The sequence below is a fragment of the Dactylosporangium sp. NPDC006015 genome (assembly GCF_040614215.1).
In the GTDB taxonomy this organism is placed as follows: Bacteria; Actinomycetota; Actinomycetes; order Mycobacteriales; family Micromonosporaceae; genus Dactylosporangium; species Dactylosporangium maewongense.
The window spans coordinates 85,267-110,397 of record NZ_JBEXUD010000033.1 but is presented as its reverse complement, the minus strand read 5'-3'; the positions used below and the strand labels follow the sequence as shown (position 1 = coordinate 110,397).

The following is a 25,131-nucleotide window of genomic DNA, read 5'->3' as shown; positions in this document are numbered from 1 at the left end:
TCACGCCTTGCCGATCAGGATGATCGCGACGATGAGCCCGTAGATCGCGATGCCTTCCGCCAGGCCGACGACCACCATGGCACGGCCGAACAGCTCAGGACGCTCGCTCAACGCCGCCAGCGCCGCGGCGCCGGTGTACGCCACGGCGATCGCCGCGCCGATCGATGAGCCGGCCACCGCGATGGCCGCGCCGAGCAGCGCGGCCCAGCTCGCGTCACCCGTCCCGGCCTGGGCGACCGCCGTGGTGCCCGCACCGGCCCGCGCCGGGGTGAGCAGCAGCGCCGCGGCGGAGACGGCGGCGGCGAACAGCACGGCGTTCACCAGGACCAGCGCGCGGGTCACCAGCCAGGGCCGCCGGGTGGCGGATCGCCGTACGGCCCAGGCGACCATCAGGACACCCGGCACCGCGCCGAGCCAGAGTGCGTTCACCGCTGAACCTCCTTCGAAGCCGGAACACAGCGCCACGGCCGGAAGGGCCGGCCGGTCCCCTCGAACACCCGGGAGAACAGCTCGTAGTACTCCAGGCGCAGCGCCTGAACCCCGGCGACGACGGCCTCGAGGCCGAACGCGACCGCGTTGCCGAGCACGAAGACGGTCACCGCCGTGACCGTCCACACTCCGCCCCGGTGCCACAGCCCGGTGGTCCCGGCCCACACGAGCGCGCCGAGTGCTGCGTGCGTCAACCCGAACGCGGCCAGCCGGGCGAACGAGACCAGGTTCGCGCAGATACGGACGACGAGGTCGAAGAGCTGGACGACGGTCTGCGCCACGGCGGCACCCTCGCCCGCGGCGGCACGCAGGCCGGCGGCGGCGAACGCCAGTCCCGCGGCCGCGACGGCCGCCGAGACGGCGACGAGCGGGGCGCTCGCGGCGAAGACTCCGGCCGCGAGCAGGGCCAGGCCGGCGAAGACGGCGGCGCCCGCGACGCCGGACGGCGCGTACAACGCCAACCCGGCCGAGCCCTCCCGCCAGCGGTTCACGATGCCCACCACGTAGGCGACGGCCAGGAACGCCCCGCCGAGCCCGACCGCTGCCACCAGCAGCCGCACCGGCTCGTCCAACGGCCGCAGCCACAGCGCAGGCAGCAGCCCGGTGGGCCCGAAGAACTCACCGTAGAGCACCCCGAAGACGGTGCTGGCCAGGCCCGCGCCGGCGACGAACGGCCACGCGTCGCGAAGCCGGGGGTACCGCCGGGGTGGGTGCCGGGCCAGCAACACGGCCACCAGTACCAGGACGAGTCCGTGACCGGCGTCGCCGAACATCATCCCGAACATCACCACGTAGGCCACGCCGGCCGGCAGCGTCGGGTCGACGTCGGCGTAGGGCACCGCGCCGTACGTCTCGACGATAGGCGCGAACGACCTGCTCACCCGCCCGGCCCGGGTGAGCAGCGTCGGCGGCTCGGCTCCGGGCGGCGGCCGCAGCGCGGCGAGCGCACCACCGAGTGGTGCCAGCCGGTCGGCCAACGCCCCCCGGGACGGCTCGGGACACCAGCCCAGGTACGCGGCCGCGCCGTGGCGGCGCAACGCCGCGGCCCGCATCCGGTCGAAGCCCACCTCGTCCGGATCGCCGGCGCCGTGGTCGACGGGCTCCAGCTCGACCACGCCGGCGAGCCCGACCTCGGCCAGGACCGCGTCGAGCGTGTCCTCGGGCGCCACCAGGGCGACGCGCGTCATGCGCACCGGCCGCAGCCGTTGCCGCCACGACGCCGGCCCGGGCGTGGTCACGGTGTGCCCGGGCCCCGGCCGGCGCCGTACACCTCGTCCAGCGCGGCCGAGACGATCGACGGCGCGGCGATGTCGAGGCGGTCCCAGGCGCGGGCACGCAACGCTTCGGCCGTGCGCTGCGCCTCGTCCATGACGGTCTCCATGGCGTGGGCGGTGTCGGCGCGTGCCACGGCGAACGCCTCGGCGCGAGCCCGTTGTGCGCGGGCGTGCGCGGCCGCCACGATCCGTTGCGCCGCGACACCGGCCCGCCGTCGTCGCTGCGCGGCCGCCGCCTCCGCCTCGGCCCGGATCGCGGCGGCTTCCGCGTCGGCGGCGGCGAGCAAGGAGAAGACCGGGCGCAGTTCCTCCTCGGCCCGGGCCACCCGGTCGGCGGGCACCGCGGCCTGCCCGGCCGCGCCCGGTGGGCCGGCCGGCCGGAAGCGTTGCAGGAGTTGCCGCAGCGTCGTCACGGTCGCTACCTACCCCCGCCGGACGGCGGGCAACGGCTCGCCGCGGCCGATCCTGGGCGCATCCTGGGGGTATGCGATCCGGTGCGGCACATGTCGCCGGCGCCGTGCGGGCACGCGCCCTCGTCCGGCGTTGTGTGGGTCCGGCCTCGGCGCGGGTGCTGGCCGGGAGCCCGGGGCTCGACGCGGCGATCGGCATGCTGGCGTCGGGTCCGTACGGCCGTGAGGTGCGGCCGGGCCAGGACGCGCAGTCGGTGCAGGACGCGGTGTCCCGCACGGCGCTGTGGCACCTGCGGATCCTCGCGGGATGGCTGCCGCGGGACGGCGTCGAGCAGTTGCGGGCGCTCGCCGGCTGGTTCGAGATCCGCAACGTGGAGCGGATGTTGCGCCATGGACGGGGGTATGGACGGGGCCACGACGGCCCCGCACCGTTCAGGCTGGGGTCGTTGGCGGTCGTCCGGCCGCCGCTGTCCGCCACGTTCACAGTGGACCAGGTGCGGGCGGCGCTGGCGTCATCCGCGTGGGGTGACCCCGGGGCCGCGACCGCCCGTGCGATCGGACAGGGCATGCGGGCCACCTGGGCGGTGCGCGCCGCGGCGGTGCCTGCGGCCGAGCCCTGGGCAGCGGGTGGCCTCGCGCTGATGGTGGCGCGGGAGCGCTGGCTCACCGGCCGGCCGCTCACCGAGGCGGCCCACACCCGCGCCGCCGGTCTGCTCGGCCGGCGCGCGCTCGACGCCGCTTCGTTCGCCGGCTTCGTCGCGGCACTTCCGGCCCCGGCCGCGTGGGCACTCGCCGACGTCCGGGGGCCGGATGCGCTGTGGCGGGCGGAGGCGGGCTGGTGGGCACGGGTCGGCCGGGACGCGCACGGGCTGCTGCGCACGGCCGGGTTCGACGGCCGTCCCGCCATCGGCGCGGCCGCCGCGCTCGCGGTCGACGCCTGGCGGGTCCGGGCGGCCGTGGCCGCCGCGGCGGACGGTGCCGGCACCGGGCCGTACGACGCGATGATGGACGCCGGCCGCCGGGAGTGACGGGTGAGAAGTCCCGGACTTTCGTGTGCGGATGCGTGCGCGAGGACGAGACTTGAACTCGTGCAGACGGTCGCGACGCGGGTGGCGCGCCGTATCGAGGTTCGTGGGACGGTGCAGGGCGTCGGCTTCCGGCCGTTCCTCTACCGGCTGGCCCGCGGGCTGGGCCTGGACGGCTGTGTCCGCAACGACGGCGGCGTCGTGGTGATCGAGGCCGCCGGCCCTGCCGAGGCATTGCGCGCGCTCGTCGCTCGGCTGCGGATCGAGGCGCCCGTCCAGGCCCGCGTCGCCGACGTGCGGGTGAGTGAGCTGCACGGTCGCGCGCCGGCACCCGGCGCCGGCTTCCGGGTCGGCCCGTCGATCCGCCCGCGCCCGGCCGGTGCCGCGCCCGGCCGGATACCGCCGGACCTCGGCACCTGCGACCGGTGCCTGGCGGAGCTGTTCGATCCCGGCGACCGGCGGCACCGCTATCCGTTCGTCAACTGCACCGACTGCGGTCCCCGGGCGACGATCGTCGACGCCCTGCCGTACGACCGGGCACGCACGAGCATGCGGGAGTTCCCGATGTGCGCGGGCTGTGCGGCGGAGTACGCCGATCCGGCGGACCGGCGCTTCCACGCCGAACCGATCGCCTGCCCGGCTTGCGGCCCGCGACTGGCATGGCACGGCGCGGGCGACACGGTCGCGGCCGCCCACGGCGATGACGCCCTCGCCGCGGCGGAGCACCTCATCCGCCGCGGCGGTGTCGTCGCGCTCAAGGGACTCGGCGGCTATCAGCTCGTCTGCGACGCGACCGACGGGACCGCCGTCGCCCGGCTGCGCGAGCGCAAGCATCGCCCGGCCAAACCCTTCGCCGTCATGGTGGACGGCGTGGCGACGGCGCGGCGGCTGGCCCGGGTCGGCGGGGCGGAGGCGGCGCTGCTGACCTCGCCGGCGCGCCCGGTCGTGCTGCTGGCCCCGCTGGCGGGCGGCCTCGTGGCGGACGCCGTCGCGCCCGGCGTGCCGCGGCTCGGGCTGTTCCTGCCCACCACGCCGCTGCACCATCTGCTGCTCGCCGATCTGGCCCGCCCGCTGGTGGTCACCAGCGGGAACGTCTCGGACGAGCCGATCGTGGTCGACGACGACGAGGCCCGGCGGCGGCTGGCCGGGATCGCCGACGGCTTCCTCGGCCACGACCGGGCGATCCGGTCCCGGTACGACGACTCGGTGACCCGCCTCGTCGCCGGCCGGGCGTCGCTCGTGCGGCGCGCCCGCGGTTACGCACCCGAGCCGATCGCCCTGCCGGTGCCCGCGCGGCCGCCGCTGCTGGCCGTCGGCGCTCAGCTCAAGCACACGTTCACGCTCGCCGACGGCGGCACCGCGTTCGTCGGCCCGCACACCGGCGACCTGGAGCAGCAGGCCACGATGGAGGCGTTCACGGCGAACCTCGCGCAACTGTCCCGCGTCGTGGGCGTCACGCCGGGCGCCGTCGCGCACGACCTGCATCCGGGGTACCTGTCGACGCAGTACGCCGCGGCGCTGCCGGTCGGGCGGCGGATCGCGGTGCAGCATCATCACGCGCACGTCGCGTCGTGCGCGGCGGAGCACGGTGTGACCGGCCGGTTCATCGGCGTGGCGTACGACGGGCTGGGGCTCGGCGACGACGGCACCCTGTGGGGCGGTGAGGTGTTCGTCGCCGACCTCGCCTCGTACCGGCGGGTGGCACGGTTCGCCCGGGCGCCGTTGCCCGGCGGTGAAGCCGCGGTGCGGCGCCCGGCCCGCATGGCGCTCGGCTATCTGTTCGGCTCCGAACTGCCCGACGAACGTGTGCCGCGCGCAGCCGAGCCGTTCCTGCGCCGGTTGCCCGATCACGAGGTCGTCACCGTGCGCCGGATGGTCGAGCGCGGCGTCAACTGCCCGGTCGCGTCGAGCGCGGGGAGGCTCTTCGACGCGGTCGCGGCGCTGCTCGGCGTCCGTGACGACGCGACCTACGAAGGGGAGGCGGCGGTCGCGCTGGAGGCGCTCGCCGCCGGCTTCGCGGGCGCGCCCGAACTGCCGTGGCGGCTGACGGCACGGGACGGCCTGGTGGTGTACGACCCCTCGCCGACCCTGCTGGCACTGCTGGACGCGGCGCGGGACGGCGCCGGCGCGGGACCGCTCGCCGCCGGGTTCCACGCCACGATCGCCGCCGTGACCGTCGCCCTGTGCGCCGACGTCGCCGCGCGGCACGGGCTGCGGACCGTCTGCCTGTCCGGCGGGGTCATGCAGAACCAGCTCCTGGTGGAGGCCGTCGTCGGGAGACTGGCGGCGGCGGGGCTGGAGCCACTGGTCAACGAGCTGGTGCCGGGCAACGACGGCGGGATCAGCTACGGCCAGGCGGCGGTCGCCGCCGCCCGGGTGCGGAAGAGGTGAGCCGGATGTGTCTGGGCATTCCGGGCCGGATCAGGTCGGTCGACGACGCGAGCGGCCTGCACATGGGCACGGTCGACTTCGGCGGTGTGGAGCGCGAGGTCTGCCTCGCCTATGTCCCTGAGGCGCAGGCGGGCGACTACGTGATCGTGCACGTGGGATTCGCCATCAGCGTCGTGGACGCGGCCGAGGCGCGGCGGACACTGGAGGTCCTGGAGGCGATGGGCGACGTCCTGGAGCAGGAGCTCGCCGGCGGACCGGGGGCGGCGCCATGAGGTACGTCGACGAGTACCGCGACCCGTCCCTCGCCCGGCGCCTGTTCGCCGAGATCCGCGCGGCGGCCACCCGGCCGTGGACCCTGATGGAGGTGTGTGGCGGCCAGACCCACACCATCGTGCGGCAGGGCATCGACGAGCTCCTGCCGGCAGGGCTGCGGATGATCCACGGGCCGGGGTGCCCGGTCTGCGTGACACCGCTGGAGCTCATCGACAAGGCTCTGGAGATCGCCGGGCGCGACGAGGTCGTCTTCACGTCGTACGGCGACATGCTGCGCGTGCCGGGCAGCCGGACCGACCTGCTGTCGCTGCGGGCCCGCGGCGCCGACGTCCGCGTGGTCTACTCGCCGCTCGACGCGGTCCGTGTCGCCGCCGACCGTCCCGACCGTGAGGTCGTGTTCTTCGCCGTGGGCTTCGAGACGACCGCCCCGGCCAACGCCATGGCCGTGCTGCGGGCCCACCAGCTCGGGCTGCCCAACTTCAGCATGCTGGTCAGCCATGTGCTGGTGCCGCCCGCGATGACCGCGATCCTCGACGCGCCGGACTGTGAGGTTCAGGCGTTCCTCGCCGCCGGGCACGTCTGCGCGGTGATGGGCTGGACGCAGTACGAGCCGATCGCCGCCCACTACCGGGTGCCGATCGTGGTGACCGGGTTCGAGCCGCTCGACCTCCTCGAAGGCATCCTGATGGCCGTCCGGCAACTCGAGGACGGCCGTGCGGCGGTGGAGAACCAGTACGCCCGCGCGGTGCGCCGCTCGGGTAACACCCAGGCGCAGGACGCGATCCGGCGCGTGTTCCGCATCGGCGACCGCGCCTGGCGTGGCATCGGCACCATCCCGGGCAGCGGCCTGATGCTCACCGACGAGTTCGCCGGATACGACGCCGAGCTGCGCTTCGCCGTGGCCGGCCTGAGCGCCCGGGAGCACCCCGCCTGCATCGCCGGCGACATCCTCAGGGGCACGCGCGTGCCGACCGACTGCGCCGCCTACGGGACCCTCTGCACCCCACGCGCGCCGCTCGGTGCGCCGATGGTGTCGACCGAAGGGACGTGTGCCGCCTTCTACAACGCGGGGCGCACGCGCCCGGCGGTCACGGCGGGTCCGCGATGACCGCCGCCGACCTGTCCCGCGCCGGGTGCCCGGTGCCACTCGCCGAGACCGAGAAGGTGCTGCTCGGCCACGGCAGCGGCGGCCAGCTGTCCGCGGAGCTGCTGCGCGACGTCGTGGTGCCGGCACTCGGCGCCGCCGCCGCCGAGACCGTGCCGGAGGACGCCGCGGTGGTCTGTGTCGACGGCCTGGACCTCGTCGTGAGCACCGATGCGTTCGTGGTCAGTCCGCTGTTCTTCCCCGGCGGTGACATCGGCGTGCTGTCGGTGCACGGCACCGTCAACGACGTGGCGATGATGGGTGCGACGCCGCTGGCGCTCGCGGTGGCGTACGTCATCGAGGAGGGATTCCCGGTCGCAGATCTCAGGCGGGTCACCGCGTCGGTCGGCGCGGCCGCGGCGGCCGCCGGAGTGCCGGTCGTCACCGGCGACACGAAGGTGGTCGGGCGCGGCGCGGCCGACGGCCTGTTCGTGACCACGACGGGACTCGGCCGCCGGCTGCCCGGCGCCCGGGTTTCGGCGGCGCTCGCGCGCCCCGGGGACGCGGTGCTGCTGTCCGGGCCGATCGGCGCGCACGGCACGACCATCCTGAGCACGCGCGAGGCACTCGGGTTCGAGGCCGACATCGCCTCCGACACCCGCCCGCTGCACCGGCTCGTCGCGGCGATGGTGGCCGGGGCCGGGCAGGCGATCCACGTCATGCGTGACCCGACCCGGGGCGGGGTGGCCTCGACGCTCAACGAGATCGCCGCCGCGGCGGGGGTGGGAATCGAGATCGACGAGGCGGCGGTCGCGGTGCCGGCCCCTGTGGCGTCGGCATGTGAGCTGCTCGGCCTGGATCCGTTGCACGTGGCCAACGAGGGTTGCCTGGTGGCGGTGGTGGCGCCAGAGCCCGCCGAGGCCCTGCTGGCCACGATGCGGGCGACGCCGGAGGGGCAGGACGCGGTCCGGCTCGGGTCGGTGGTGGGGGAGCACCCCGGGCGGGTGGTCATGCGCACCCTCATGGGCGGCCGCCGCATCGTCGACATGCTCGTCGGTGAGCAACTGCCCCGGATCTGCTGACATCGGGGTCAAACGGCCTTTAAAGGGTAGTGGTGCAGAGACGCTCAGTTGTGGAGGCGTGCTCGATGGCCCCGGTGGTGTTGTCCCGGCTCGACGACCTCTTCGTCGCCCTGCGACAGGACGGACTCACCGTCATCGGCCCGACGGTGCGCGGGCACGCGATCGTGCTCACCGAGATCGGCGGTGCGGCGGATCTGCCGTACGGTTGGCGGACGGAGGTCGAGGCTGGCATCTACCGGCTGCTGCCCGGCGACGAGCGGCTCGCGTTCACGCACACGTCCGGGCCGCAGTCGTGGAAGCAGGTCCTCCATCCACCCCGGCAGCGGCTGTGGTCGGCCGACCGATCCGCGGACGGCTTCACGGTCGCCGACGAACCCGAGCCGCCGCGGCGGCTGGCACTGTTCGGCGTCCGCCCGTGCGACCTGCGCGCGATCGGCGTGCTCGACCACGTCCTGGGCGACGGCGGACGCTACGCCGCCCGCCGCGCCGAGGTGCTCATCGTCGCGGTCAACTGCACCGAGCCGGGCGGCGCGTGCTTCTGTGTGTCGGCGGGTGGCGGGCCCGGCGCCGACACCGGCTACGACATCGCGCTGACCGAACGCTCCGACGGGACGTACCTGGCGAGCGGCGGCACGGCCGACGGCGAAGCGCTGCTCGCCCGTATCCCGGCGACGCCGGCCTCCGCCGACGACATCAGGTCCGCGGAACGGGCGGTGGAGTCCGCCGCGACGCGGATGGGCCGGACCCTGCCCGAGGCCGACCTGCGCACGCTGCTGGCCGGTCACCGGGCGGACCCGCAGTGGGACGACGTGGCGCAGCGGTGCCTGACCTGCGGCAACTGCACGATGGTCTGCCCGACCTGCTTCTGCACCTCGGTCACCGACACGACGGATCTGACCGGTGACCACGCCGAGCGCTGGGAGTCCTGGGAGTCCTGCTTCGACCTGGAGTTCACCTCGCTGCACGGCGGGCCGGTGCGCGAGTCGAACGCCGGCCGCTACCGCCACTGGCTCACGCACAAGTTCGGCACCTGGCACGACCAGTTCGGCGAGTCGGGATGCGTGGGCTGCGGCCGCTGCATCGCCTGGTGCCCGGTCGGGATCGACGTCACCGCCGAACTGCACGCCCTCGACGCACACCCGCCCACGCCGGCCGAGGACACGCCATGACGACCACGTACGACCTGCTCGTCTCGCACCCGTTCCTCGCCGGGCTGCCGGCGGAGCACGTCGAGCGCCTCTCGCGCTGGGCGTCCCCCGCGCCGTTCAGCGCCGGCACGCGGATCTTCGAGGAGAACGACCGGGCCGACCGGTTCTGGCTCATCCGCGGCGGCAGCGTCCACCTCGACATCCGGGTGCCCGGCCGCGGCGACGCCGTCATCGAGACGATCGGCGCCGGCACGGTCCTCGGCTGGTCCTGGATGTTTCCGCCGTTCCGCTGGCACTTCGGCGCGGTCGCCGTCGACCAGGTGCGCAGCATCGCGATCGACAGCGCCGCGGTCCGTTCGCTGCTCGACGCCGACCCCGGCTTCGGCTACGAGCTGACCAAGCGGTTCATGGCCGTCGTCGTGGAGCGCATGCAGGCGACCAGAATCCGGCTGCTCGACCTGTACAAGGCACCTGCATGACCACGATGACCGCCGCCCGCTACCGGGTGACCGAGCGCTGGCGGGAGACCGGAGACACGGTCACCCTCGCGCTCGAACCGGTCGACGCGCCGTTGCCGGTGTTCCGGCCCGGCCAGTTCGCGATGCTGTACGCCTTCGGGGTGGGCGAGGTGCCGATCTCCGTCTCCGGCTACGGCACGGCCGGCCTGCTGCACACGATCCGGGCGGTCGGGGCCACCACCGGCGCCCTGTGCGGAGCCGGTCCGGGCGCGATGCTCGGCGTGCGCGGGCCGTTCGGCCGCGGCTGGGAGCTGCCCGCGCCCGTCGGTGCCGACCTGGTCGTCGTCGCCGGCGGGCTCGGGCTGGCCCCGCTGCGGCCGGTCGTCCTCCACGCGATGGCCGACCGGGACCGCTACCGGCGGGTGGCCGTGCTGATCGGTGCCAGGACTCCGGACGACCTGCTGTATCCCGGCGAGTACGAAGGCTGGCGGGCCGCCGGGCTCGACGTGTACACGACGGTGGACCGCGCCACCACCGAGTGGAGCGGTCACGTCGGAGTGGTGACCGCGCTGTACGACCGGCTCGACCACCGGCCGGCCGCCACGGTCGCCTGCGTGTGTGGGCCCGAGATCATGATGCGGTTCGCCGCGCGGGGGCTGGTCGGCCTGGGCGTGCCCGCCGGGCAGGTATGGCTGTCGCTGGAGCGCAACATGCAGTGCGGACTCGGCCACTGCGGCCACTGCCAGCTCGGCCCGCTGCTCGTCTGCCGCGACGGCCCGGTGGTCGCCTACGACCGGGCCGGCCCGCTGATGACGGTCAAGGAGCTGTGATGACTGTGACGGCACGGCCGAAGCTTGCGGTGTGGAAGTTCGCGTCCTGCGACGGCTGCCAGCTCACCCTGCTCGACTGCGAGGACGAGCTGCTGCCGCTCAGCGAGCACGTCGACATCGCCCATTTCCTGGAGGCGTCCAGCGCGGTGGTGGAAGGCCCGTACGACGTCTCCCTCGTCGAGGGATCCGTCACCACCCAGGACGACGTCGAGCGGATCCACCGCATCCGGGAGCAGTCGGGGATGCTGATCACCATCGGCGCGTGCGCCAACGCCGGCGGCGTCCAGGCGTTGCGCAACTTCGCCGACGTCCAGGAGTTCCGCTCGGTCGTGTACGCCAGCCCGCAATACGTGGCGACCCTGGCCGAGTCGACGCCGATCTCGGCCCACGTGCGGGTGGACCTGGAGCTGCCGGGGTGCCCGATCGACCGGCGTCAGCTCATCGGAGTGCTGACCGCGCTGCTGGCCGGTCGGCGTCCGGGCCTGCCCGTGCACAGCGTCTGCCAGGAGTGCAAGCTGCGCGGGACGACCTGCGTGACGGTGGCGCAGGGCATTCCGTGTCTGGGGCCGGTCACCCGGGCCGGCTGCGGCGCGCTCTGCCCCGCGTACGGCCGCGGCTGCTACGGCTGCTTCGGCCCGATGGCGAAGCCCAACACCGCCGCCATGGTCGCCTCGCTGCGCAGCCTCGGCATGTCCCCGGCCGACGTGGCCCGCGTCTTCCGGACCTTCCACGCCGCCAAGCCGGAGTTCCGGGCCGCCGCCGAGCAGGGGGAGCGGCGATGAGCCACCGCAACGACCGATCACTGCGCGTCGGTGCGCTCGCCCGGGTCGAGGGGGAGGGGGCGATGCACGTGCGGGTCGACGGGGCGACGGTGACCGACGTGCAACTGCGCATCTACGAACCGCCCCGGTTCTTCGAGGCGTTCCTGCGCGGCCGTGGCCACCTCGAACCGCCCGACATCACCGCCCGCATCTGCGGCATCTGCCCGGTGGCGTACCAGATGAGCGCCTGCCTGGCGATCGAGGACGCGTGCGGCGTGCGGGTCAGTGAGCCGGTCGCCGAGCTGCGCCGGCTGCTGTACTGCGGCGAGTGGGTCGCCAGCCACGCGCTGCACGTGTACCTGCTGCACGCACCCGACTTCCTCGGCTACCCCGGCGTCGTCGAGATGGCCCGGGGCCACCGTGACGCCGTCGAACGCGGACTGGCACTCAAGAAGGCCGGCAACGCCATCCTCGAGCTCGTCGGCGGCCGCGCGATCCACCCGATCAACGTCCGCGTCGGCGGCTTCTACCACGCCCCGTCACCGGACGAGCTGCGCGCGCTCGCCCGCGACACCCTGCGACCGGCCCTCGATCACGCCTTCGCCACCGTCGACTGGGTCGCCGGCTTCCCGTTCCCGGATTTCACCATCGACCACGAGCTGCTCGCGCTGACCGACCCGGACCGGTACCCGATCGACCGGGGAGAGCCGCGGACCTCGGCCGGCCGGTCGTTCCGGGTGCGCGACTTCGAACACCACATCGTCGAGACGCAGGCGGCGCACTCGACCGCCCTCCACGCGGCACTGGCCGGCGCCGGGAAGTACCTCACCGGTCCCCTCGCCCGGTACACGCTCAACCATGCCGCGCTGTCCCCGCCGGCCCGCCGGGCCGCCACAGCGGCAGGCCTGGGGGAGCGCTGCGACAACCCGTTCCGCAGCATCGTCGTCCGCGCGGTGGAGATGGTCTACGCCCTGGACGAGGCGCTGCGCATCATCGAGGCGTACGAGCCTCCGGCACCGCCTCACCTGGCGGTGCCGCCGCACGCCGGCATCGGATACGGCGCCACCGAAGCACCCCGCGGAACCCTCTTCCACCGCTACGAGCTCGACGCTGCCGGCACGATCGTCAGCGCCCGGATCGTGCCGCCGACGGCGCAGAACCAGCCGAGCATCGAGGACGATCTGCGCCGCTACGTGCAGGACCGCCTGGACCTCGACGACGAACGACTCACCTCCGAATGCGAGCAGGCGATCCGCAACTACGACCCGTGCATCTCCTGCGCCACCCACTTCCTGGACCTCACCGTGGAGCGCCGATGAACCCGCCGGTCGTCGTGATCGGGGTCGGCAACCCGTTCCGTCGCGACGACGGCGCCGGCCCGGCGGTCATCGAGCGGCTCAGGCTCGCCGGCCTGCCCGGGGTCGACCTGGCCGAGAGCGACGGCGAGCCGGGCACCCTCATCACCCTGTGGGAACAGCGCCGGCTGGCCGTCGTCGTCGACACGGTCCACACGTCCCACGCCCCGGCCGGACATGTCCACCGTCGGCTCATGGCCCGCCGGCCGTCCGGACCAGGGGGCAGTACCAGCTCCCACGCCATGGACCTCGGCGACGCCGTCGCCCTGGCCCGGGAGCTCGACCGGCTTCCCGACCGCATGCTGCTGCTCGGCATCGAGGCGGCGGGCACCGGCTACGGCACCGGCCTGACCCCGGCCGTGGCCGCCGCCGTCGACCGCGTGGTCGAGCACATCGTCGCCGCGGTCCACGAACTGCGGCCGGAGGTCGCGCCGTCCCGGGACCATCGGCCTGAACCGGCGCACGGAACCCGGGAAGGCTTGAAGTGAGCTCGGGAAGCGAAGGATCGGGCAGAGCGAGGACGGAGGCGAGTGCAATGACCGCGACGACGATCGAGGCGACGACAGAGCGGAAGGCGCGTCCGGCACCGGCACACGCGTGGCCGCCGACCGCCGACACCGGCGACGTGATGCTGCGACTGTGCCGCGCGGAACGGCGTGTCGAGGCGCTGGCGCTCGCGGTCCAGCTGCTGTGCGGCGAAGACACGACACCCGCCCGGCGGCAGGCCGCCGAGCTGCTCAACGAGCTTAGGCTGTAGGCGTCAGCCCGCGGCGGGACCCAACGGCGCCGGGCGTTCTGCCCGGCGCTCACGGCTGTGCGGCGTGCGTCAGTGGCGGGCGACGAGGACCGGGGCCGAGGCGTGGTCGAGCACCTGCTGGGTCACCGAGCCGAGCCTGAGGTCGTCGAAGCCGCCGGTTCCGCGGGGACCGAGGACGATCATGAGCGCGTCGCGGTCCGCGTCGAGCAGCGCCGCGGCCGGCGCCGCCTGGACGGTGCGGAGCTCGACCGGCACGGTCGGGTACTTCGCCTGCCACGGTGCCAGCTCGGCGGCCAGCGCGTCGTGGGCCGTGGCGGCGCACCGGGTGAGGTCCGTGGCACGGCCCCACCGGTGGGCGGGCTCCTGCCAGGCGCGCACCGCGATCAGTGGCACCCCGCGCGACATCGCCTCCGCGAACGCCAGCTCCACCCCGACCTCGGCGTGTGCCGAGCCGTCGGCGCCGACGACGATCGGCTGATGCTGCGGCAGCTGCACCTCCGGGCCGGCCCACCGCTCCGCGTGGTGCACGACCAGGACGGGACAGCCCGCGTGCGCGGCCAGCTGCAGCCCGACGGAGCCGATCCGCAACGAGTGGAAGCCACCCGTCCCTCGGCTGCCCACCACGACGAGCGCGGCGGATTGCGACTGGTCGACGAGCACGCGGGCCGGGCTGCCGCGCCACGTGAACGTGGTGACGAGCAGGCCGGGTTGCCAGTTGCGGGCCTCGACCGCGGCGTGCAGTGCGACCTCGTGCTCATCGGCCGCCGGTTCGAACGCGTCCGGAACGGCGATCACGTGGGCTACCCGTAGCAGCTGCCCGTGACGCATCGCCTCGTCCACGGCCCAGCGGACAGCACCGAAGCTCGCCGGCGAGCCGTCGACACCCACGATCACCGGTCGACGATTGGTGGTCATGACCCCCTCCCGTTGTCGGCGGGTCCGTCCCTACCCTCACCGTGCCGCGGCATGCGCCGCGGCGGCAGTGGAATTCGGCCCGCGCCTGGACCGTCAGCGCCGGTCGAAGTGCTCGCGGTGGGCCACCTCATCCGGCAGGGCCGGGCCGGGGCGCTGGAGCCGGTCCGGCCCGTGCGGCCAGGACTGCCGCGGCGGTCGCGACGGCGATGGTGATCAGCGCGCCCAGGATCAGCGCGGCGGGTTCGCCGTCGGCCAGCAGGTGCTCCTGTGTGCCGAGGGTCGCCGCGGCGACGGGCACACCGACCTGGGCGGTGGCGAGGCCGGCCAACGAGGCCGGTTGCCCGGTTGTCCGTGCGACGAGATGTGTCAGTGTTGCGCCGACACCGAGAGCGATGCCGAGCCCGATCAGCGCCGGCCGGTGGCCGAGGGCGGCGAGGTCGAGCGACGCGCCGAGCCAGACGAAGAACACCGGGCCGATGAACCCCTCGGTGACCGCGAACAGTTGGCGTGCGAGCCGGCGCGGCTCACCGACGGCGGCCACGGCGAGTCCGAAGCCGAAACCGGCGAGCATGACCGAGATCCGGGTCGCCTGCGCCACCGCGCCGAGGCCGAACAGCAGCGCCAGATTGAGTCGCAGTTCCAGCGCGAACTTCCGCCGCGCGGACAGTTGGTGGATCGCCTTGCGCCACCCCTTGCGCTCCACCAGCCGCAGTACGGCGAACAGCCCGATTGTGCAGATGATGAGCACGGCCGCGCCGAGCGCGGACCGACCGGCACGCGCCGGATCGATCGCGAGTGGCAGCGCGATGATGCAGACGGCATCGGCGAGCGCGACCTGAGGCAGCAACTGCAGAATCGGCAGCCCGGTCAGATGCATCGCATCGATGATCGGCAGGACCAGCGCGGCCGAGGACGACGCGAGAAGCACCACATAGAGGGCGATGTGTCCGGTGCCGAACGCGCGGGCGATCACGAACGCGACGGGAACCGCCGCCGCGGCGACGAGCACCGCGCGCAGCGCCCCCAGCGGCAGGGCCGTCCGCAACGCCGGGTCGCGGACCGGCACGTGCGAACCCGCAACGAACATGACCAGCGCGAAGCCGATGTTGGCCAGGAACGTGAACAACGCGTCGTCGGCGTGCAGCACACCCGCTCCCGACGGGCCGAGCGCCACCCCCGCCAGCAACTCCCCGACGACGACGGGCGGTCCCCAACGCCGAGACACTGCCAGCAGCGGACCGGCCAGGCCGGCCACGCAGATCAGCGCCAACAGACCGAGGCTCATCCCGGATCCCCCGGTGTGGAGGGGCCGTCACCGCCGCCGGGCGTCCCTGCAGGCGCCGGCGGAACGCTTGCACCGCCCACACCCGTCGCCGGCACGTGCCGCCGTGCCGCCGGCCGATCCGCCAGACCGATCGACATGTTCATGGCGCCGACCTCCCGGCTGTGCACCTTCGCGTCCGCTTCCCCGACCTCACCCACAGCATGGTCTGCGAATGGCGGACGTGCCCACGCCTGTCAGGCAAAACCTACCTACCTACCTACCTGGCTGGCTGGGCTGCGGCTCGTCGGAGCCCGGCGCTGACGTGGCCACGTCCGGCGACCTGGTCGCGGTCAACTGTCGTGCGGACGCGTCGATCCCGCCACCGGCACCCTTCGCCGAACTTGTCGCGGATCCGCCGCAGGGAAGCGGTCTTCCACCCCCACCATGCCGCGGCATGCGCCTAGCGGCAGGGCATTCGGCCCGTTCCTGGATTGTCAGCGCCAGTCGAAGTGCTCGCGGTGGATGTTGCGGTTCGGGATGCCGGCCTCGCGGAACCGGCGCACGAACGCGCCGACCATGCCGGCGGGGCCGCACAGGAACACCGACACTGCTCGCGGGTCGTCGTGGCCGGCGGCGGCGAGGACCTCGTCGGGGGTGAGGTAGCCGCGGGCGCTAGTGTCGTGCAGGTGCACCCGGACGTTGCGCGTGCGGGCGACGGCGGTGATCTCGTCGGCGAACGGTGCCGCGCCCTCCGTGCTGTAGAACAGGTCGACCCGGGTCGCGGACGGGAACCGGTCGAGGGCCCGTATCCAGCTGAGGAACGGGGTGATGCCGATGCCGCCGGCGATCCAGATCTGCTGGTCGGTGCCGCGGGCGTGGTCGAAGCGGCCGTGCGGGCCGCCGACGACGGCGGGCATGCCGGGCTGGACGAGGGTCTGGATGCCGGTGGTGTCGTCGCCGAGCGCTTTGATGGTGAAGCGCAGCACGTCGTCGTGGGGTGCGCTGGAGATGGTGAACGGATGCCGTCGCCAGCCGCCGGCGCTCTCCAGGAACAGCATGGCGAACTGGCCGGGGGTGAAGTGCAGAGGCCGGCCGACGGGGGACAGGGCGAGCTCGGTGAGGCCCGGGCCGATCGTGGTGACGGCGGCGACCTGGTAGTCGTACAGCGGCAGGAAGTACCGGGCGACGGTCTCGCGGTAGAGGTAGAAGGCCACGCCGATGCCGCCGGCGACGAGGTAGCTCCAGCGCAGCAGGGCCGACCCGAACGCGGTGCCGTCAAGCAGGCCGTGCACGAACGCCGCGGCCAGGAACAGGCCGGTCAGGCGGTGCAGCGACCGCCACCGCTCGTAGCCGCCGAGCAGCCACCGGCCGGCTCGAACCATGCCTCGACCGCGGGCAACACCGAGATCAGCACGATCGCGACCGACATGAGCAGGACCGCTTCGGCGCCGGCGAGCTGACCCGCGAACGACAGCCACCCGCCGTCGGACGGGCCGACGATGATCCAGGCCGCGGCGTACCCGCCGGCCAGCGCCCACACGCTGGGCGGGCCGAGTCGTCGCGCCGGGGGCAGCACCGATCGCACCGATGCGGTGACCGGCCGGGCGAGCAGCGTCACCCCATCACCATCCCACCGCCGGCGACGACCGGCGCGAGATCCGGCAAAGCCGGCGGACCCGTCCCGCCGGCGACGGTCGCGGCGTGCCGCACGGGTCACAGCGGCATCATGCTGAGCCGGTTTCCTCACTGGCCGGCGATCCACGGCGCGATGCGGTGCCGGTTCATGAGCCGAAGTGCGCGGCGTCGAGCGCGGCCTGCAGGGAGCGGCGGTAGCCGTCGCTGGTGACGGTGGCGCCGGACACCGAGTCGAAGTCGGCGCTCTGCGCCCGCAGGACCGCATCACGCAGCGCCGGCACCGCATTCGAGTTGATCTCCCGGTCGCGCCGGTTGCCGCTGGGCACCTGCAGCGCCACCACGTCGGTGATCCGGCCGCCGGAGATGGTCACCCGCACCTGCACCGGCCCCCACCGGGTCTGCGAGACGGTGCCGTTGACGACCGTGGAGCCCGGCGGGGCGGAGGAGCCGGCCGACGGCCCGGGGGCAGGGCCGCCGGGCACCACGCCCGGCGCCGCGCCGACGACGCCGGGCGTGTCCGGGGCCGTCGCACCCATCGTGCTGGTGCGGTAGCTGAACAGCAACACGACCGCCGCCACCGTGGACATCAGCCACAGCGTGATCCGCCTCATCCGTGCCCTCCCTACCAGCTGATCGCTCGGTGTGCACGCGCCGCGGGGTCACGCTGGACGCCGGCTACGGGCCGGGTCGGAAGAGTGCGAGGCACCGTGTCACTGTGCCGCGCGGTTCTTCGAGGATTCTTAGCCCACCGCGTGCCAAGCTTGGGCCCGTGCTCAACGCTCCCGCGCCGCCCAGGCTGCTGCTGGTCGAAGACGACCGGCGCATGGCCGGCGTGCTGCAGGAGTTGCTGGCCGACGAGGGCTACCTGGTGGAGTGGGCCCGCGACGGGCAGGAGGGGCTGCATCTCGGGCTGTCCCGCGCGTACGACGTCATCGTGCTCGACCGGCGGCTCCCGGCGATCGAAGGACTGGACCTGCTGCGCCGGTTGCGAGGGCGCGGCGTCACCACGGCGGCGCTCGTGCTCACCGCCAGGGGCACGGTCGCCGACCGGGTCGAGGGCCTCGACGCCGGGGCCGAGGACTACCTGACGAAGCCGTTCGACGCCGAGGAACTGCTGGCCCGGCTGCGGGCACTGCGCCGCCGCCACCGCGAGCAGGCCGACCAGCTGCCGATCGGGCGCCGGTGGCTCGACGCGACGACCCGCCAGGTGCACGGCCAGTCGGGTGACGTGGTGGCGTTGTCGGACCGTGAGTGCGCGCTCCTGCGGACGCTCGCCGCGCGGCCGCATCAGGTGTTCAGCCGCGACGACCTGCGCACGCTCGTCTTCGACGCCGCCGAGAACCCGGGCGTCGTCGACACCTACGTGCACTACCTGCGCCGCAAGCTGGGCCGCCCGGTGGTCAGGACGGTGCGTGGGCTCGGCTACCAGCTCGGCTCCGCATGACGGGCAGACCCGAGACGCGCCTGCTGCGCCGCGCCACCGCCGTGATCGCCGCGCAGGTCGCCGCCGCCGTCGCCGCGACCGTCGTCCTGGTCAGCGTGCTGGCGTTCTCGCTGACCATCCGCGCCGAGCACCGGGCCGAGGAGCGCACCGTCCGCGTGCAGACGCTTGCCGCCGGTGCGGACCTGATCGGCACCGAAGGTGTGCTGCTGTTGCGCCGCGCACCTGACGGTGCCGTCACGGCGAGCGGCGGCACACCGCCCGCCGTCGTCCGGATGGACGTCACCCGGCTGCGGCCCGGACGCGGCAACGCGACGGTCGGCGGCCGACACTTCGAGGCGTACGCGGTGGACGGCGCCGACGGCAGCCGGACCGTCGGCCTGCTCGACGTCACCGCCCGCGAGGAGTCCGGCGAGCGCCTCATCGGATCCCTGCTGGTCGCCGGCCTGATCGGGATCGTCGCGGCCGCATCGGTCGGTGCCGTCCTCGGGCGGCGGGCGGTGCGCCCGCTGGCGCGCGCCCTCTCGCTGCAGCGACGCTTCGTGGCCGACGCCAGCCACGAGCTGCGCACCCCCTTGGCCGTGCTGCACACCCGCGCCCAGCTGCTGCAGCGGCGACTCAACCGCGACGTCGACACCGCACGGGTACGCGCGGATGTGGCCGAGCTGGTGGCCGACACCCACGCTCTCGGCGAGGTGGTCGACGACCTGCTGCTGTCCGCGGAACTGTCGCACCGGCCCACCGGCGGCGTCGCGGTCGACGCCGCAGGCCTGGCGCGGGAGGTTGCCGCGTCCGTGGAGCCGCACGCCGGTGCGCAACACGTCACGTTGCGCACCGACATCGGTGCGGGGCCCCTGGACGTGACCGGGGTGCGGTCCTCACTGCGTCGGGCCCTCGCGGCGCTGGTCGACAACGCCCTCGGCCACGTCAGCGCGGGAGGCACCGTCACGGTCAGCGTCGGCCGGGCGGACGACCGCGTCTGCCTGGCGGTCGTGGACGACGGCGTGGGGCTCGACCCGGCCCGGGCCACTCACCTGCTGGCCCGCTTCGCGCGCGGCGAGGATCCCGGCGACCGGCCCGGCCGCCGCTTCGGGCTCGGGCTGGCGCTGGTGCAGGAGGTCGTCGTCGCGCACGGCGGGCAGCTGCGCATCGACGGCAGCCCCGGGCACGGCGCCCGCTTCACGATGGTCCTCCCCGCGGCCCCCGTCCCCGCCGGTCCTGCGGCGGCGGCCGGGGAGTAGGAGCGGTTCGGGACCTTCGGCCTTGGAACGGTGGCCGCGGCGCGTGGACCATGAAATGTGGTCGGTCCGCGGTGCCGACCGGCTCCCCAGGTGGACGGAGGAACGGGATGTCCGTTTGGCGCGGGTCGCTCGTCGGCCGGCTGCGTCCGGCCTCTGTCACCCGGTGGTGGGCCGTCCGGGAGGCCATCCTGTTCTGCCTGGTGGCGCTGCTGCTCATCGCCGGTGTGGTGGCCGCCGCCGTGGGTGCCGGCGGCTGGGCGTCCGCCCTGTGGACCGGTGCGGCGCTGGTCGGGCTGGCCTGGTCGACGGTCACCATCGCCGTCGCGCTGCTGCGCCGCCGGCCCTCGGTGGATGTCATCGCGTGGCTGGCGCTGGCGGGCGCTCTGCTGGTCGGCGAGCCGCTGGCGGGCGCGGTGATCGCCGTCATGCTGTTCACGGGCGGCGTGCTGGAGGCGCGCGCGTCGGCCCGGGCCCGCCGGGAGCTGGGCCGGCTGGCCGCCGGAGCGCCGCGGATCGCCCGCCGGGAAGGCCCGGACGGCGTGGCGGAGATCCCGGTTGACCGGGTCGTGGCCGGCGACCGGCTGCTGGTCGGTGCGGGCGAGCTCGTCCCGGTCGACGGCCGGCTGCTCGGCGACGGCGTGTTCGACGAGTCGGCGCTGTCCGGCGAGCCGCTACCGGTCGAGCGTCGCGCCGGCGACGACATCCGCAGCGGTGTCGTCAACGCCGGGCCGGCGGCGCGGATGCTGGCCACCGAGACCGCGGCCGCGTCGACCTACGCGGGCGTGGTGCGCCTGGTCGAGCAGGCGCAGGCGAGCAGCGCCCCCTTCGTCCGCCTCGCCGACCGGTTCGCGCTGGCCTTCGTACCCCTGACGCTGCTGGTGGCCGGGCTCGCCTGGGCGATCTCGGGTGAGGCGGTGCGGGCCGTGGCCGTGCTGGTCGTGGCGACGCCCTGCCCGCTGCTGCTGGCCGCCCCGATCGCGATCATGTCGGGGGTGTCCCGGGCCGCGCGGTACGGGGTGATCCTCAAGGGCGGTGCGGCGCTCGAGCGGCTGGCCGCCGGGCGGGTCCTGCTGTTCGACAAGACCGGCACGCTGACCCGTGGCCGGCCGGTCCTCTCCGCCGTGATCACGGGCCATGACCTGCCGGCCGACGAGGTCCTGCGGCTGGCCGCAGCGCTCGACCAGGCGTCGGCCCACGTGCTCGCCGCGCCCATCGTGACCGCGGCCCGCGAGCGCGGGGCCGGCCTGCCGACGGCGACGGACGTGCGGGAACGGCCCGGTTTCGGCATCGAGGGAACGGTCGAGGGCCGTCCGGTACGCCTCGGCAAGGCGGCCTGGGTCGTCGACGGCGCCGCACCGGAGTGGGTGCGTCGGGCCCGCCGCCGGGCCGCGCTGGACGGGTCGCTGACCGTGTTCGCGGCGGTGGACGGCCGGCCCGCCGGGGTCCTGCTGCTCACCGACCCGCTGCGGCCCGACGCGCCGCGCATGATGCGGACGCTGCGCAACGCCGGCATCGAGCGCACCGTCCTGATCACCGGGGACCGGGCGGACATCGCCGAAACCGTCGGGCGGATCGCCGGAGTCGACGCCGTGTACGCCGACCGCGACCCCGCGGACAAGCTCGCCATCGTCCGCGCCGAACAGGCCGCCGCGCCGACCGTCATGGTCGGCGACGGGGTGAACGACGCCCCGGCGCTGGCCGCCGCCGGTGTCGGCGTCGCGCTGGCGGCCCGCGGTGTCACGGCCGCCGCCGAGGCGGCCGACGTCATGCTCACCGCGGACCGCGTCGACGGTCTCGCCGACGCGATCCTCGTCGCCCGGCGCGCCCACCGCATCGCCCGCCGTTCGGCGGCGCTCGGCATGGCCCTGTCGCTGGCCGCGATGATCCCTGCCGCGGCCGGGCTGCTCACGCCGGTGGCGGGCGCGCTGTTGCAGGAGGTGATCGACGTCGCGGCCATCGGCCTGGCCCTGACGGTCCTGCTGCCGCAGCATACGCACACCGTCACCATGCCGACCGCCGACCTCGCCGTGACCCGGCAGCTGTACGCGCAGCACACCGCCATCCGCCCGCTCGTCGAGCGGATCCGGGCCGTCGCCGACGACCTCTCCGTCACCGGAGGCGACCTCGGACCCGTCCGTGAGCTGGTCGACCGCCTCGAGACCGACCTGCTGCCGCACGAGCGGGCCGAGGAGGCGCAGCTGCTGCCGATCGTCGCGCGGGCGCTCGGCGGTCCCGACCCGATCGCGGCGCTCAGCCGTACCCACGCCGAGATCGAGCATCAGATCCGCCGGCTGCGCCGCATCCTGCCGGACAGCGCCGGCCACGCCGAGCCGGAGGACGTGATCGACCTGCGGGCCGGCCTCTACGGCCTGTACGCCATCATGCAGCTGCACAACGCCCAGGAGGAGGAGAACGCGTTCAGCCTCATGCCGGCAGCGTCCGCCCCGACCTGAGCCTGACGACGTGGGCCCCGGGAGGACCTCCCGGGTCCACGTCCTGTGCTGGTCACAGTCCGGAGGCGGGCAGTCCCTCCAGCGTGAAGCGCTCCTGGAGCCAGGGCAGCAACGTCCGGTACGCCGTGATGGTGTTCGGCTGGCCGTTGTCGTGGGACAGCACGATCGAGCCCGGGCGGGTGTGACCCTTCACGTGGCTCACCACGCGCGAGATGTGCGCCGACGCGCCGCTGTCGTGGGTGTGCTCCCAGTCGCGCGGATCCACGTCCCAGGAGATCGAGTCCATGCCCAGCGCGCGTGCCTTGGCCACGAGGGCGGGCGTGAAATTGCCGCCGGGCGCGCGGAAGTACCGGATCGGCGCGTCCTGACCGACCACCGCGCGGATCATGTCGTTGGTGTGCTTGAGGTCCCAGTCGATGTAGGCGTCGTCGCGCTGGGCGAGGTTCAGCAGGTGCTGCCACGAGTGGTTGCACAGGGTGTGCCCGTCGGCGTAGATGGCCCGGACGAGGTCGGGCCGGTCGCGGACCCGGAAACCGACCATGCAGAACGTGGCGTGGATGTGCCGCTCCCGCAGCATTTCCAGCAGCTTGGGGGTGTTGATCGGGTCCGGCCCGTCGTCGAAGGTCAGCGCGACCGCCGGGCTCCCCGTGGTGATGAACGCGCCGAAGCGCCCGTCGCCGTCGTGGAAGGTCGGGCTGGCCGAGGGCGACGCCGACGGCGTAGGGCTGGGCGAGGGCGCGGCGGCGACCGGCACCGCGGACACGGCCGGCCGCGGTTGCGCGGGCCGGTGCACCGGGACGCCGTCGCCGCCCAACGTGCCCAGCAGCAGTACCACGGCGGCCAGCAGGCCAGAGATCGTAGGGCGCACGCCTACCAGACGGCCGAACACCGCGACAGGGTTGCAACCGGTGCCGGCCCGAGTCAAGCCGGGTGCGGGCGCACGGTTCATGATCGCGGCACTCTTCCCATGCATCGATGATGGGCTCTATGATGCTGATCAATTCATTGTGATCTCTGCCGGAGGTGGCAAATGCGGAAAATGACGATCCGCCACAAGAGTGCCGTTCGCCTGTTGTCCGGAGCGCGGCGGCTCTGGCTGGAATGGTGCTGGTAAGACGCGGCCGGGCGGGCGCCTCCGAGCGCCCGCCCTACAACTGCCACCGCGACCTCGGCCCGTACGCAGGGGTCGACGCATTCCTCGCCGACCTCGCCCGCGATCACCCCCGGCAGGCCGCCCGCCACTCCGTCGAGCTGCACTCCATCGTCCCGGCCCTGAATCCGGCCCTGAATCCGGCCAGGACGACCGCGGCTGACGAGCAGCCGATCCGGTTCCACCCCGTTCGGCGCACGGCCGCCCTCTCGTTCGGGGCGGCGGAGTTCGTGGCCGCGTGCGCGGTACGCCGTCCCCTGACCGTCCACTTCGTCCACGCCGACGCGGCCGACGAGACGACCGCGGGACTGCTCGCGACGCTGACGCGGCGGCTCGCGTCGACTCCGATGGCCCTGCACCTCCACGACGGGGGAGCGCCCGAGCCGGATGTCGAATCCCGGCCGACCCACCTACGGGCCATGCTGGGCGACAGTCTGGCGCGCGGCTTCTACCACCACGCCGTGCGTACCGCGCGGCGCGGCCGGGCCGCTGTCACACCCGAGACCGACCTTGCCCTCTGGTGGTCGTTCACCACGGGACTGGCCACCGCCCTTGCCGCGGTCGGCCACGCCGTTGAGGCACTCCAGCTGTACGCCGAAGCCCGAGCCGTCACCGACGATCCGAAGATCACGATGTCGGCCGCATACTCCACGGCCATGCTGTACGCCCGCCACCTTCCCCCGGCGCAGCAGGACCCGGCCCTGGCCAGACAATGGCTGGAGACGGCACTTCACCTGGCCGACGGCATCACCGACGAACGCCGGCGCGTCGTGTCGACCATCTTCTACGAGCAGGGCATCGCGCTGTTGGACAGCCGCGAGGGCCGGGCGGACGAAGCGCTGGAACTGGTGAACTCCGGTCTGGTGAAGCTGTCCACCGTCCTGGGCGCCGATGAGCGTCGGCAGGACCAGGCCCGCCTCCGGCACAACCGGGCCCAGCTCCACCTGGCGCTCGGAAAAGCCGCCGAGGCGCTGGCCGACCTCGACGACGTCATCGCCTACGACCCCGAGAACTGCGAGTACTACGTCGATCGGGCGGCCCTGCACCGTGCCGCCGGGCGTACGAGCGCAGCCCTGGGCGACTACGCGGCGGCGATCCGGCTGGGACCACACCTGCCAGAGGCGTACTACAACCGCGCGACGCTGTATGAGGAGACCGGACGGAGCGGGGCGGCACGTGAGGACCTGCGGCGCGTCCTGGCCATCGATCCGGCCCATCTCGACGCCCGCGTAGCCCTCGCGAACCTCCATCTCGCCCGGGGCGACCTCGCCGCCGCCGAAGCATGCGTACGCTCAGCTCCGGCCGAGCGGCGCGACGCACCCGCACTGCTGTGCACGCTGGGTCTGATCCGCTCCGAACGCGGTGCCCTCGACGAGGCCGACGATCTGCTGACGCGGGCCCTCGACGCCGCTCCCGGGCTGGCCGAGGCGTGGACCAACCGGGCCGCCGTGCGCTTCGAACGTGGCGACGCCGCCGCTGCCGTGGCCGACCTCGACCGCGCGGTGGTGCTGTCGACCGCAGCCGAGCCCCGCTTCAACCGCGCCACCGCGCTGATGCGGTTGGAGCGCTGGGGCGAGGCTGCCGACGACCTGACTGCCGCGCTGGCCGTGCCCGGCCTGGACGCCAAGCTCCGCCGCGACCTGCGCGCCGGGCTCAACCGCTGCCGGGCTCATGCGTCGTCCCGCCGGCGCTGAC

25 protein-coding genes are annotated in these 25,131 nt (G+C 74.2%); 16 read left to right on the top strand and 9 right to left on the bottom strand.

The window, feature by feature from the left end:
- Genes ABZ321_RS40640 through ABZ321_RS40630 form a run of 3 tightly spaced genes read right to left on the bottom strand, consistent with a single transcriptional unit; the run spans position 1 to position 2,176 of the window.
- Positions 1 to 429 (bottom strand): ATP synthase subunit C, encoded by a 429-nt coding sequence (locus ABZ321_RS40640; protein WP_354900998.1) that lies wholly within the window; start codon positions 427 to 429, stop codon positions 1 to 3.
- Positions 426 to 1,676, bottom strand: a complete 1,251-nt coding sequence (locus tag ABZ321_RS40635; protein WP_354901036.1) for a V-type ATPase 116kDa subunit family protein — start codon at positions 1,674 to 1,676, stop codon at positions 426 to 428. Before ABZ321_RS40635 ends, ABZ321_RS40640 begins: the two co-directional genes overlap by 4 nt.
- A gap of 47 nt (positions 1,677 to 1,723) precedes the next feature.
- Entirely contained in the window at positions 1,724 to 2,176 is a 453-nt protein-coding gene (locus ABZ321_RS40630) for a hypothetical protein (protein WP_354900997.1), read from the bottom strand.
- A gap of 71 nt (positions 2,177 to 2,247) precedes the next feature.
- Here ABZ321_RS40630 and ABZ321_RS40625 point away from each other — a divergent pair, with 71 nt between their 5' ends.
- From ABZ321_RS40625 to ABZ321_RS40570, 12 genes are all read left to right on the top strand, one after another.
- Positions 2,248 to 3,201: a hypothetical protein gene (locus ABZ321_RS40625; RefSeq protein ID WP_354900996.1), complete on the top strand. Its 954-nt coding sequence runs from the start codon at positions 2,248 to 2,250 to the stop codon at positions 3,199 to 3,201.
- Between the two features lie 60 nt (positions 3,202 to 3,261).
- Positions 3,262 to 5,589 carry a carbamoyltransferase HypF gene (gene hypF, locus ABZ321_RS40620; protein ID WP_354900994.1) on the top strand — a complete coding sequence of 776 codons (2,328 nt, stop codon included), beginning with the start codon at positions 3,262 to 3,264 and terminating at the stop codon, positions 5,587 to 5,589.
- A gap of 5 nt (positions 5,590 to 5,594) precedes the next feature.
- Entirely contained in the window at positions 5,595 to 5,861 is a 267-nt protein-coding gene (locus ABZ321_RS40615) for a HypC/HybG/HupF family hydrogenase formation chaperone (RefSeq protein WP_354900992.1), read from the top strand.
- Entirely contained in the window at positions 5,858 to 6,970 is a 1,113-nt protein-coding gene (gene hypD / locus ABZ321_RS40610) for a hydrogenase formation protein HypD (RefSeq protein WP_354900990.1), read from the top strand. The genes ABZ321_RS40615 and hypD overlap by 4 nt, the downstream gene beginning before the upstream one ends.
- Positions 6,967 to 8,028 (top strand): hydrogenase expression/formation protein HypE, encoded by a 1,062-nt coding sequence (gene hypE / locus ABZ321_RS40605; RefSeq protein ID WP_354900988.1) that lies wholly within the window; start codon positions 6,967 to 6,969, stop codon positions 8,026 to 8,028. The genes hypD and hypE overlap by 4 nt, the downstream gene beginning before the upstream one ends.
- A 65-nt stretch (positions 8,029 to 8,093) precedes the next feature.
- Complete coding sequence (locus ABZ321_RS40600; protein ID WP_354900986.1) at positions 8,094 to 9,197, top strand: 4Fe-4S dicluster domain-containing protein; 1,104 nt, start codon at positions 8,094 to 8,096, stop codon at positions 9,195 to 9,197.
- Positions 9,194 to 9,655, top strand: coding sequence for a cyclic nucleotide-binding domain-containing protein (locus ABZ321_RS40595; RefSeq protein ID WP_354900984.1), 462 nt, complete (start codon positions 9,194 to 9,196; stop codon positions 9,653 to 9,655). Before ABZ321_RS40600 ends, ABZ321_RS40595 begins: the two co-directional genes overlap by 4 nt.
- Positions 9,652 to 10,464, top strand: a complete 813-nt coding sequence (locus tag ABZ321_RS40590) for an FAD/NAD(P)-binding protein (RefSeq protein WP_344506362.1) — start codon at positions 9,652 to 9,654, stop codon at positions 10,462 to 10,464. Before ABZ321_RS40595 ends, ABZ321_RS40590 begins: the two co-directional genes overlap by 4 nt.
- Complete coding sequence (locus tag ABZ321_RS40585) at positions 10,464 to 11,246, top strand: oxidoreductase (protein ID WP_344506361.1); 783 nt, start codon at positions 10,464 to 10,466, stop codon at positions 11,244 to 11,246. Before ABZ321_RS40590 ends, ABZ321_RS40585 begins: the two co-directional genes overlap by 1 nt.
- Positions 11,243 to 12,544, top strand: a complete 1,302-nt coding sequence (locus ABZ321_RS40580) for a nickel-dependent hydrogenase large subunit (RefSeq protein WP_354900982.1) — start codon at positions 11,243 to 11,245, stop codon at positions 12,542 to 12,544. Before ABZ321_RS40585 ends, ABZ321_RS40580 begins: the two co-directional genes overlap by 4 nt.
- Complete coding sequence (locus ABZ321_RS40575; RefSeq protein ID WP_354900980.1) at positions 12,541 to 13,068, top strand: hydrogenase maturation protease; 528 nt, start codon at positions 12,541 to 12,543, stop codon at positions 13,066 to 13,068. The genes ABZ321_RS40580 and ABZ321_RS40575 overlap by 4 nt, the downstream gene beginning before the upstream one ends.
- A gap of 47 nt (positions 13,069 to 13,115) precedes the next feature.
- Positions 13,116 to 13,337, top strand: a complete 222-nt coding sequence (locus ABZ321_RS40570; protein WP_354900978.1) for a hypothetical protein — start codon at positions 13,116 to 13,118, stop codon at positions 13,335 to 13,337.
- A gap of 69 nt (positions 13,338 to 13,406) precedes the next feature.
- On the opposite strand, the gene ABZ321_RS40565 is transcribed toward ABZ321_RS40570, so the two are convergent.
- The 5 genes from ABZ321_RS40565 to ABZ321_RS40545 all read right to left on the bottom strand — a co-directional run bounded on the left by ABZ321_RS40565 (position 13,407) and on the right by ABZ321_RS40545 (position 17,762).
- Positions 13,407 to 14,252: a universal stress protein gene (locus tag ABZ321_RS40565; protein WP_354900976.1), complete on the bottom strand. Its 846-nt coding sequence runs from the start codon at positions 14,250 to 14,252 to the stop codon at positions 13,407 to 13,409.
- Positions 14,253 to 14,379: 127 nt separating this feature from the next.
- The gene (locus tag ABZ321_RS40560) at positions 14,380 to 15,507 is read right to left on the bottom strand and encodes a cation:proton antiporter (protein ID WP_354900974.1); all 1,128 of its coding nucleotides are present in this window, start codon (positions 15,505 to 15,507) and stop codon (positions 14,380 to 14,382) included.
- 503 nt (positions 15,508 to 16,010) lie between these two features.
- Complete coding sequence (locus ABZ321_RS40555; protein ID WP_354900972.1) at positions 16,011 to 16,898, bottom strand: hypothetical protein; 888 nt, start codon at positions 16,896 to 16,898, stop codon at positions 16,011 to 16,013.
- The gene (locus ABZ321_RS40550; RefSeq protein ID WP_354900970.1) at positions 16,835 to 17,134 is read right to left on the bottom strand and encodes a hypothetical protein; all 300 of its coding nucleotides are present in this window, start codon (positions 17,132 to 17,134) and stop codon (positions 16,835 to 16,837) included. Before ABZ321_RS40550 ends, ABZ321_RS40555 begins: the two co-directional genes overlap by 64 nt.
- Positions 17,135 to 17,297: 163 nt before the next feature.
- Positions 17,298 to 17,762, bottom strand: coding sequence for an FMN-binding protein (locus ABZ321_RS40545; protein ID WP_344506354.1), 465 nt, complete (start codon positions 17,760 to 17,762; stop codon positions 17,298 to 17,300).
- A 158-nt stretch (positions 17,763 to 17,920) separates the two neighbouring features.
- On the opposite strand from ABZ321_RS40545, the gene ABZ321_RS40540 reads away from it, so the two are divergent.
- The 3 genes from ABZ321_RS40540 (at position 17,921) to ABZ321_RS40530 (ending at position 22,286) form a co-directional block, all read left to right on the top strand.
- The gene (locus ABZ321_RS40540; RefSeq protein ID WP_344506353.1) at positions 17,921 to 18,595 is read left to right on the top strand and encodes a response regulator transcription factor; all 675 of its coding nucleotides are present in this window, start codon (positions 17,921 to 17,923) and stop codon (positions 18,593 to 18,595) included.
- Complete coding sequence (locus ABZ321_RS40535; protein WP_354900968.1) at positions 18,592 to 19,833, top strand: HAMP domain-containing sensor histidine kinase; 1,242 nt, start codon at positions 18,592 to 18,594, stop codon at positions 19,831 to 19,833. Before ABZ321_RS40540 ends, ABZ321_RS40535 begins: the two co-directional genes overlap by 4 nt.
- Before the next feature lie 107 nt (positions 19,834 to 19,940).
- Positions 19,941 to 22,286, top strand: a complete 2,346-nt coding sequence (locus ABZ321_RS40530; RefSeq protein WP_354900966.1) for a heavy metal translocating P-type ATPase — start codon at positions 19,941 to 19,943, stop codon at positions 22,284 to 22,286.
- Positions 22,287 to 22,338: 52 nt separating this feature from the next.
- On the opposite strand, the gene ABZ321_RS40525 is transcribed toward ABZ321_RS40530, so the two are convergent.
- Positions 22,339 to 23,121, bottom strand: a complete 783-nt coding sequence (locus ABZ321_RS40525; protein WP_354900964.1) for a polysaccharide deacetylase family protein — start codon at positions 23,119 to 23,121, stop codon at positions 22,339 to 22,341.
- A 269-nt stretch (positions 23,122 to 23,390) separates the two neighbouring features.
- Between ABZ321_RS40525 and ABZ321_RS40520 the strand changes: the two genes are divergently transcribed.
- A complete protein-coding gene (locus ABZ321_RS40520; RefSeq protein WP_354900962.1) occupies positions 23,391 to 25,130 on the top strand; it encodes a tetratricopeptide repeat protein in 1,740 nt (579 codons plus the stop codon).
- Position 25,131: the final 1 nt, after the last annotated feature.

Bases quoted from the DNA above. Each gene is read 5' to 3' on its own strand.
- ABZ321_RS40635 (WP_354901036.1), bottom strand. From the start codon at position 1,676: ATGACGCGCGTCGCCCTGGTGGCGCCCGAGGACACGCTCGACGCGGTC.
- ABZ321_RS40530 (WP_354900966.1), top strand. From the start codon at position 19,941: ATGTCCGTTTGGCGCGGGTCGCTCGTCGGCCGGCTGCGTCCGGCCTCT.
- ABZ321_RS40545 (WP_344506354.1), bottom strand. From the start codon at position 17,762: ATGAGGCGGATCACGCTGTGGCTGATGTCCACGGTGGCGGCGGTCGTG.
- ABZ321_RS40565 (WP_354900976.1), bottom strand. From the start codon at position 14,252: ATGACCACCAATCGTCGACCGGTGATCGTGGGTGTCGACGGCTCGCCG.
- ABZ321_RS40575 (WP_354900980.1), top strand. From the start codon at position 12,541: ATGAACCCGCCGGTCGTCGTGATCGGGGTCGGCAACCCGTTCCGTCGC.
- ABZ321_RS40585 (WP_344506361.1), top strand. From the start codon at position 10,464: ATGACTGTGACGGCACGGCCGAAGCTTGCGGTGTGGAAGTTCGCGTCC.
- hypE (WP_354900988.1), top strand. From the start codon at position 6,967: ATGACCGCCGCCGACCTGTCCCGCGCCGGGTGCCCGGTGCCACTCGCC.
- ABZ321_RS40555 (WP_354900972.1), bottom strand. From the start codon at position 16,898: ATGGTTCGAGCCGGCCGGTGGCTGCTCGGCGGCTACGAGCGGTGGCGG.
- ABZ321_RS40595 (WP_354900984.1), top strand. From the start codon at position 9,194: ATGACGACCACGTACGACCTGCTCGTCTCGCACCCGTTCCTCGCCGGG.
- ABZ321_RS40600 (WP_354900986.1), top strand. From the start codon at position 8,094: ATGGCCCCGGTGGTGTTGTCCCGGCTCGACGACCTCTTCGTCGCCCTG.
- ABZ321_RS40580 (WP_354900982.1), top strand. From the start codon at position 11,243: ATGAGCCACCGCAACGACCGATCACTGCGCGTCGGTGCGCTCGCCCGG.
- ABZ321_RS40570 (WP_354900978.1), top strand. From the start codon at position 13,116: ATGACCGCGACGACGATCGAGGCGACGACAGAGCGGAAGGCGCGTCCG.
- ABZ321_RS40590 (WP_344506362.1), top strand. From the start codon at position 9,652: ATGACCACGATGACCGCCGCCCGCTACCGGGTGACCGAGCGCTGGCGG.
- ABZ321_RS40625 (WP_354900996.1), top strand. From the start codon at position 2,248: ATGCGATCCGGTGCGGCACATGTCGCCGGCGCCGTGCGGGCACGCGCC.
- hypD (WP_354900990.1), top strand. From the start codon at position 5,858: ATGAGGTACGTCGACGAGTACCGCGACCCGTCCCTCGCCCGGCGCCTG.
- ABZ321_RS40535 (WP_354900968.1), top strand. From the start codon at position 18,592: ATGACGGGCAGACCCGAGACGCGCCTGCTGCGCCGCGCCACCGCCGTG.
- ABZ321_RS40615 (WP_354900992.1), top strand. From the start codon at position 5,595: ATGTGTCTGGGCATTCCGGGCCGGATCAGGTCGGTCGACGACGCGAGC.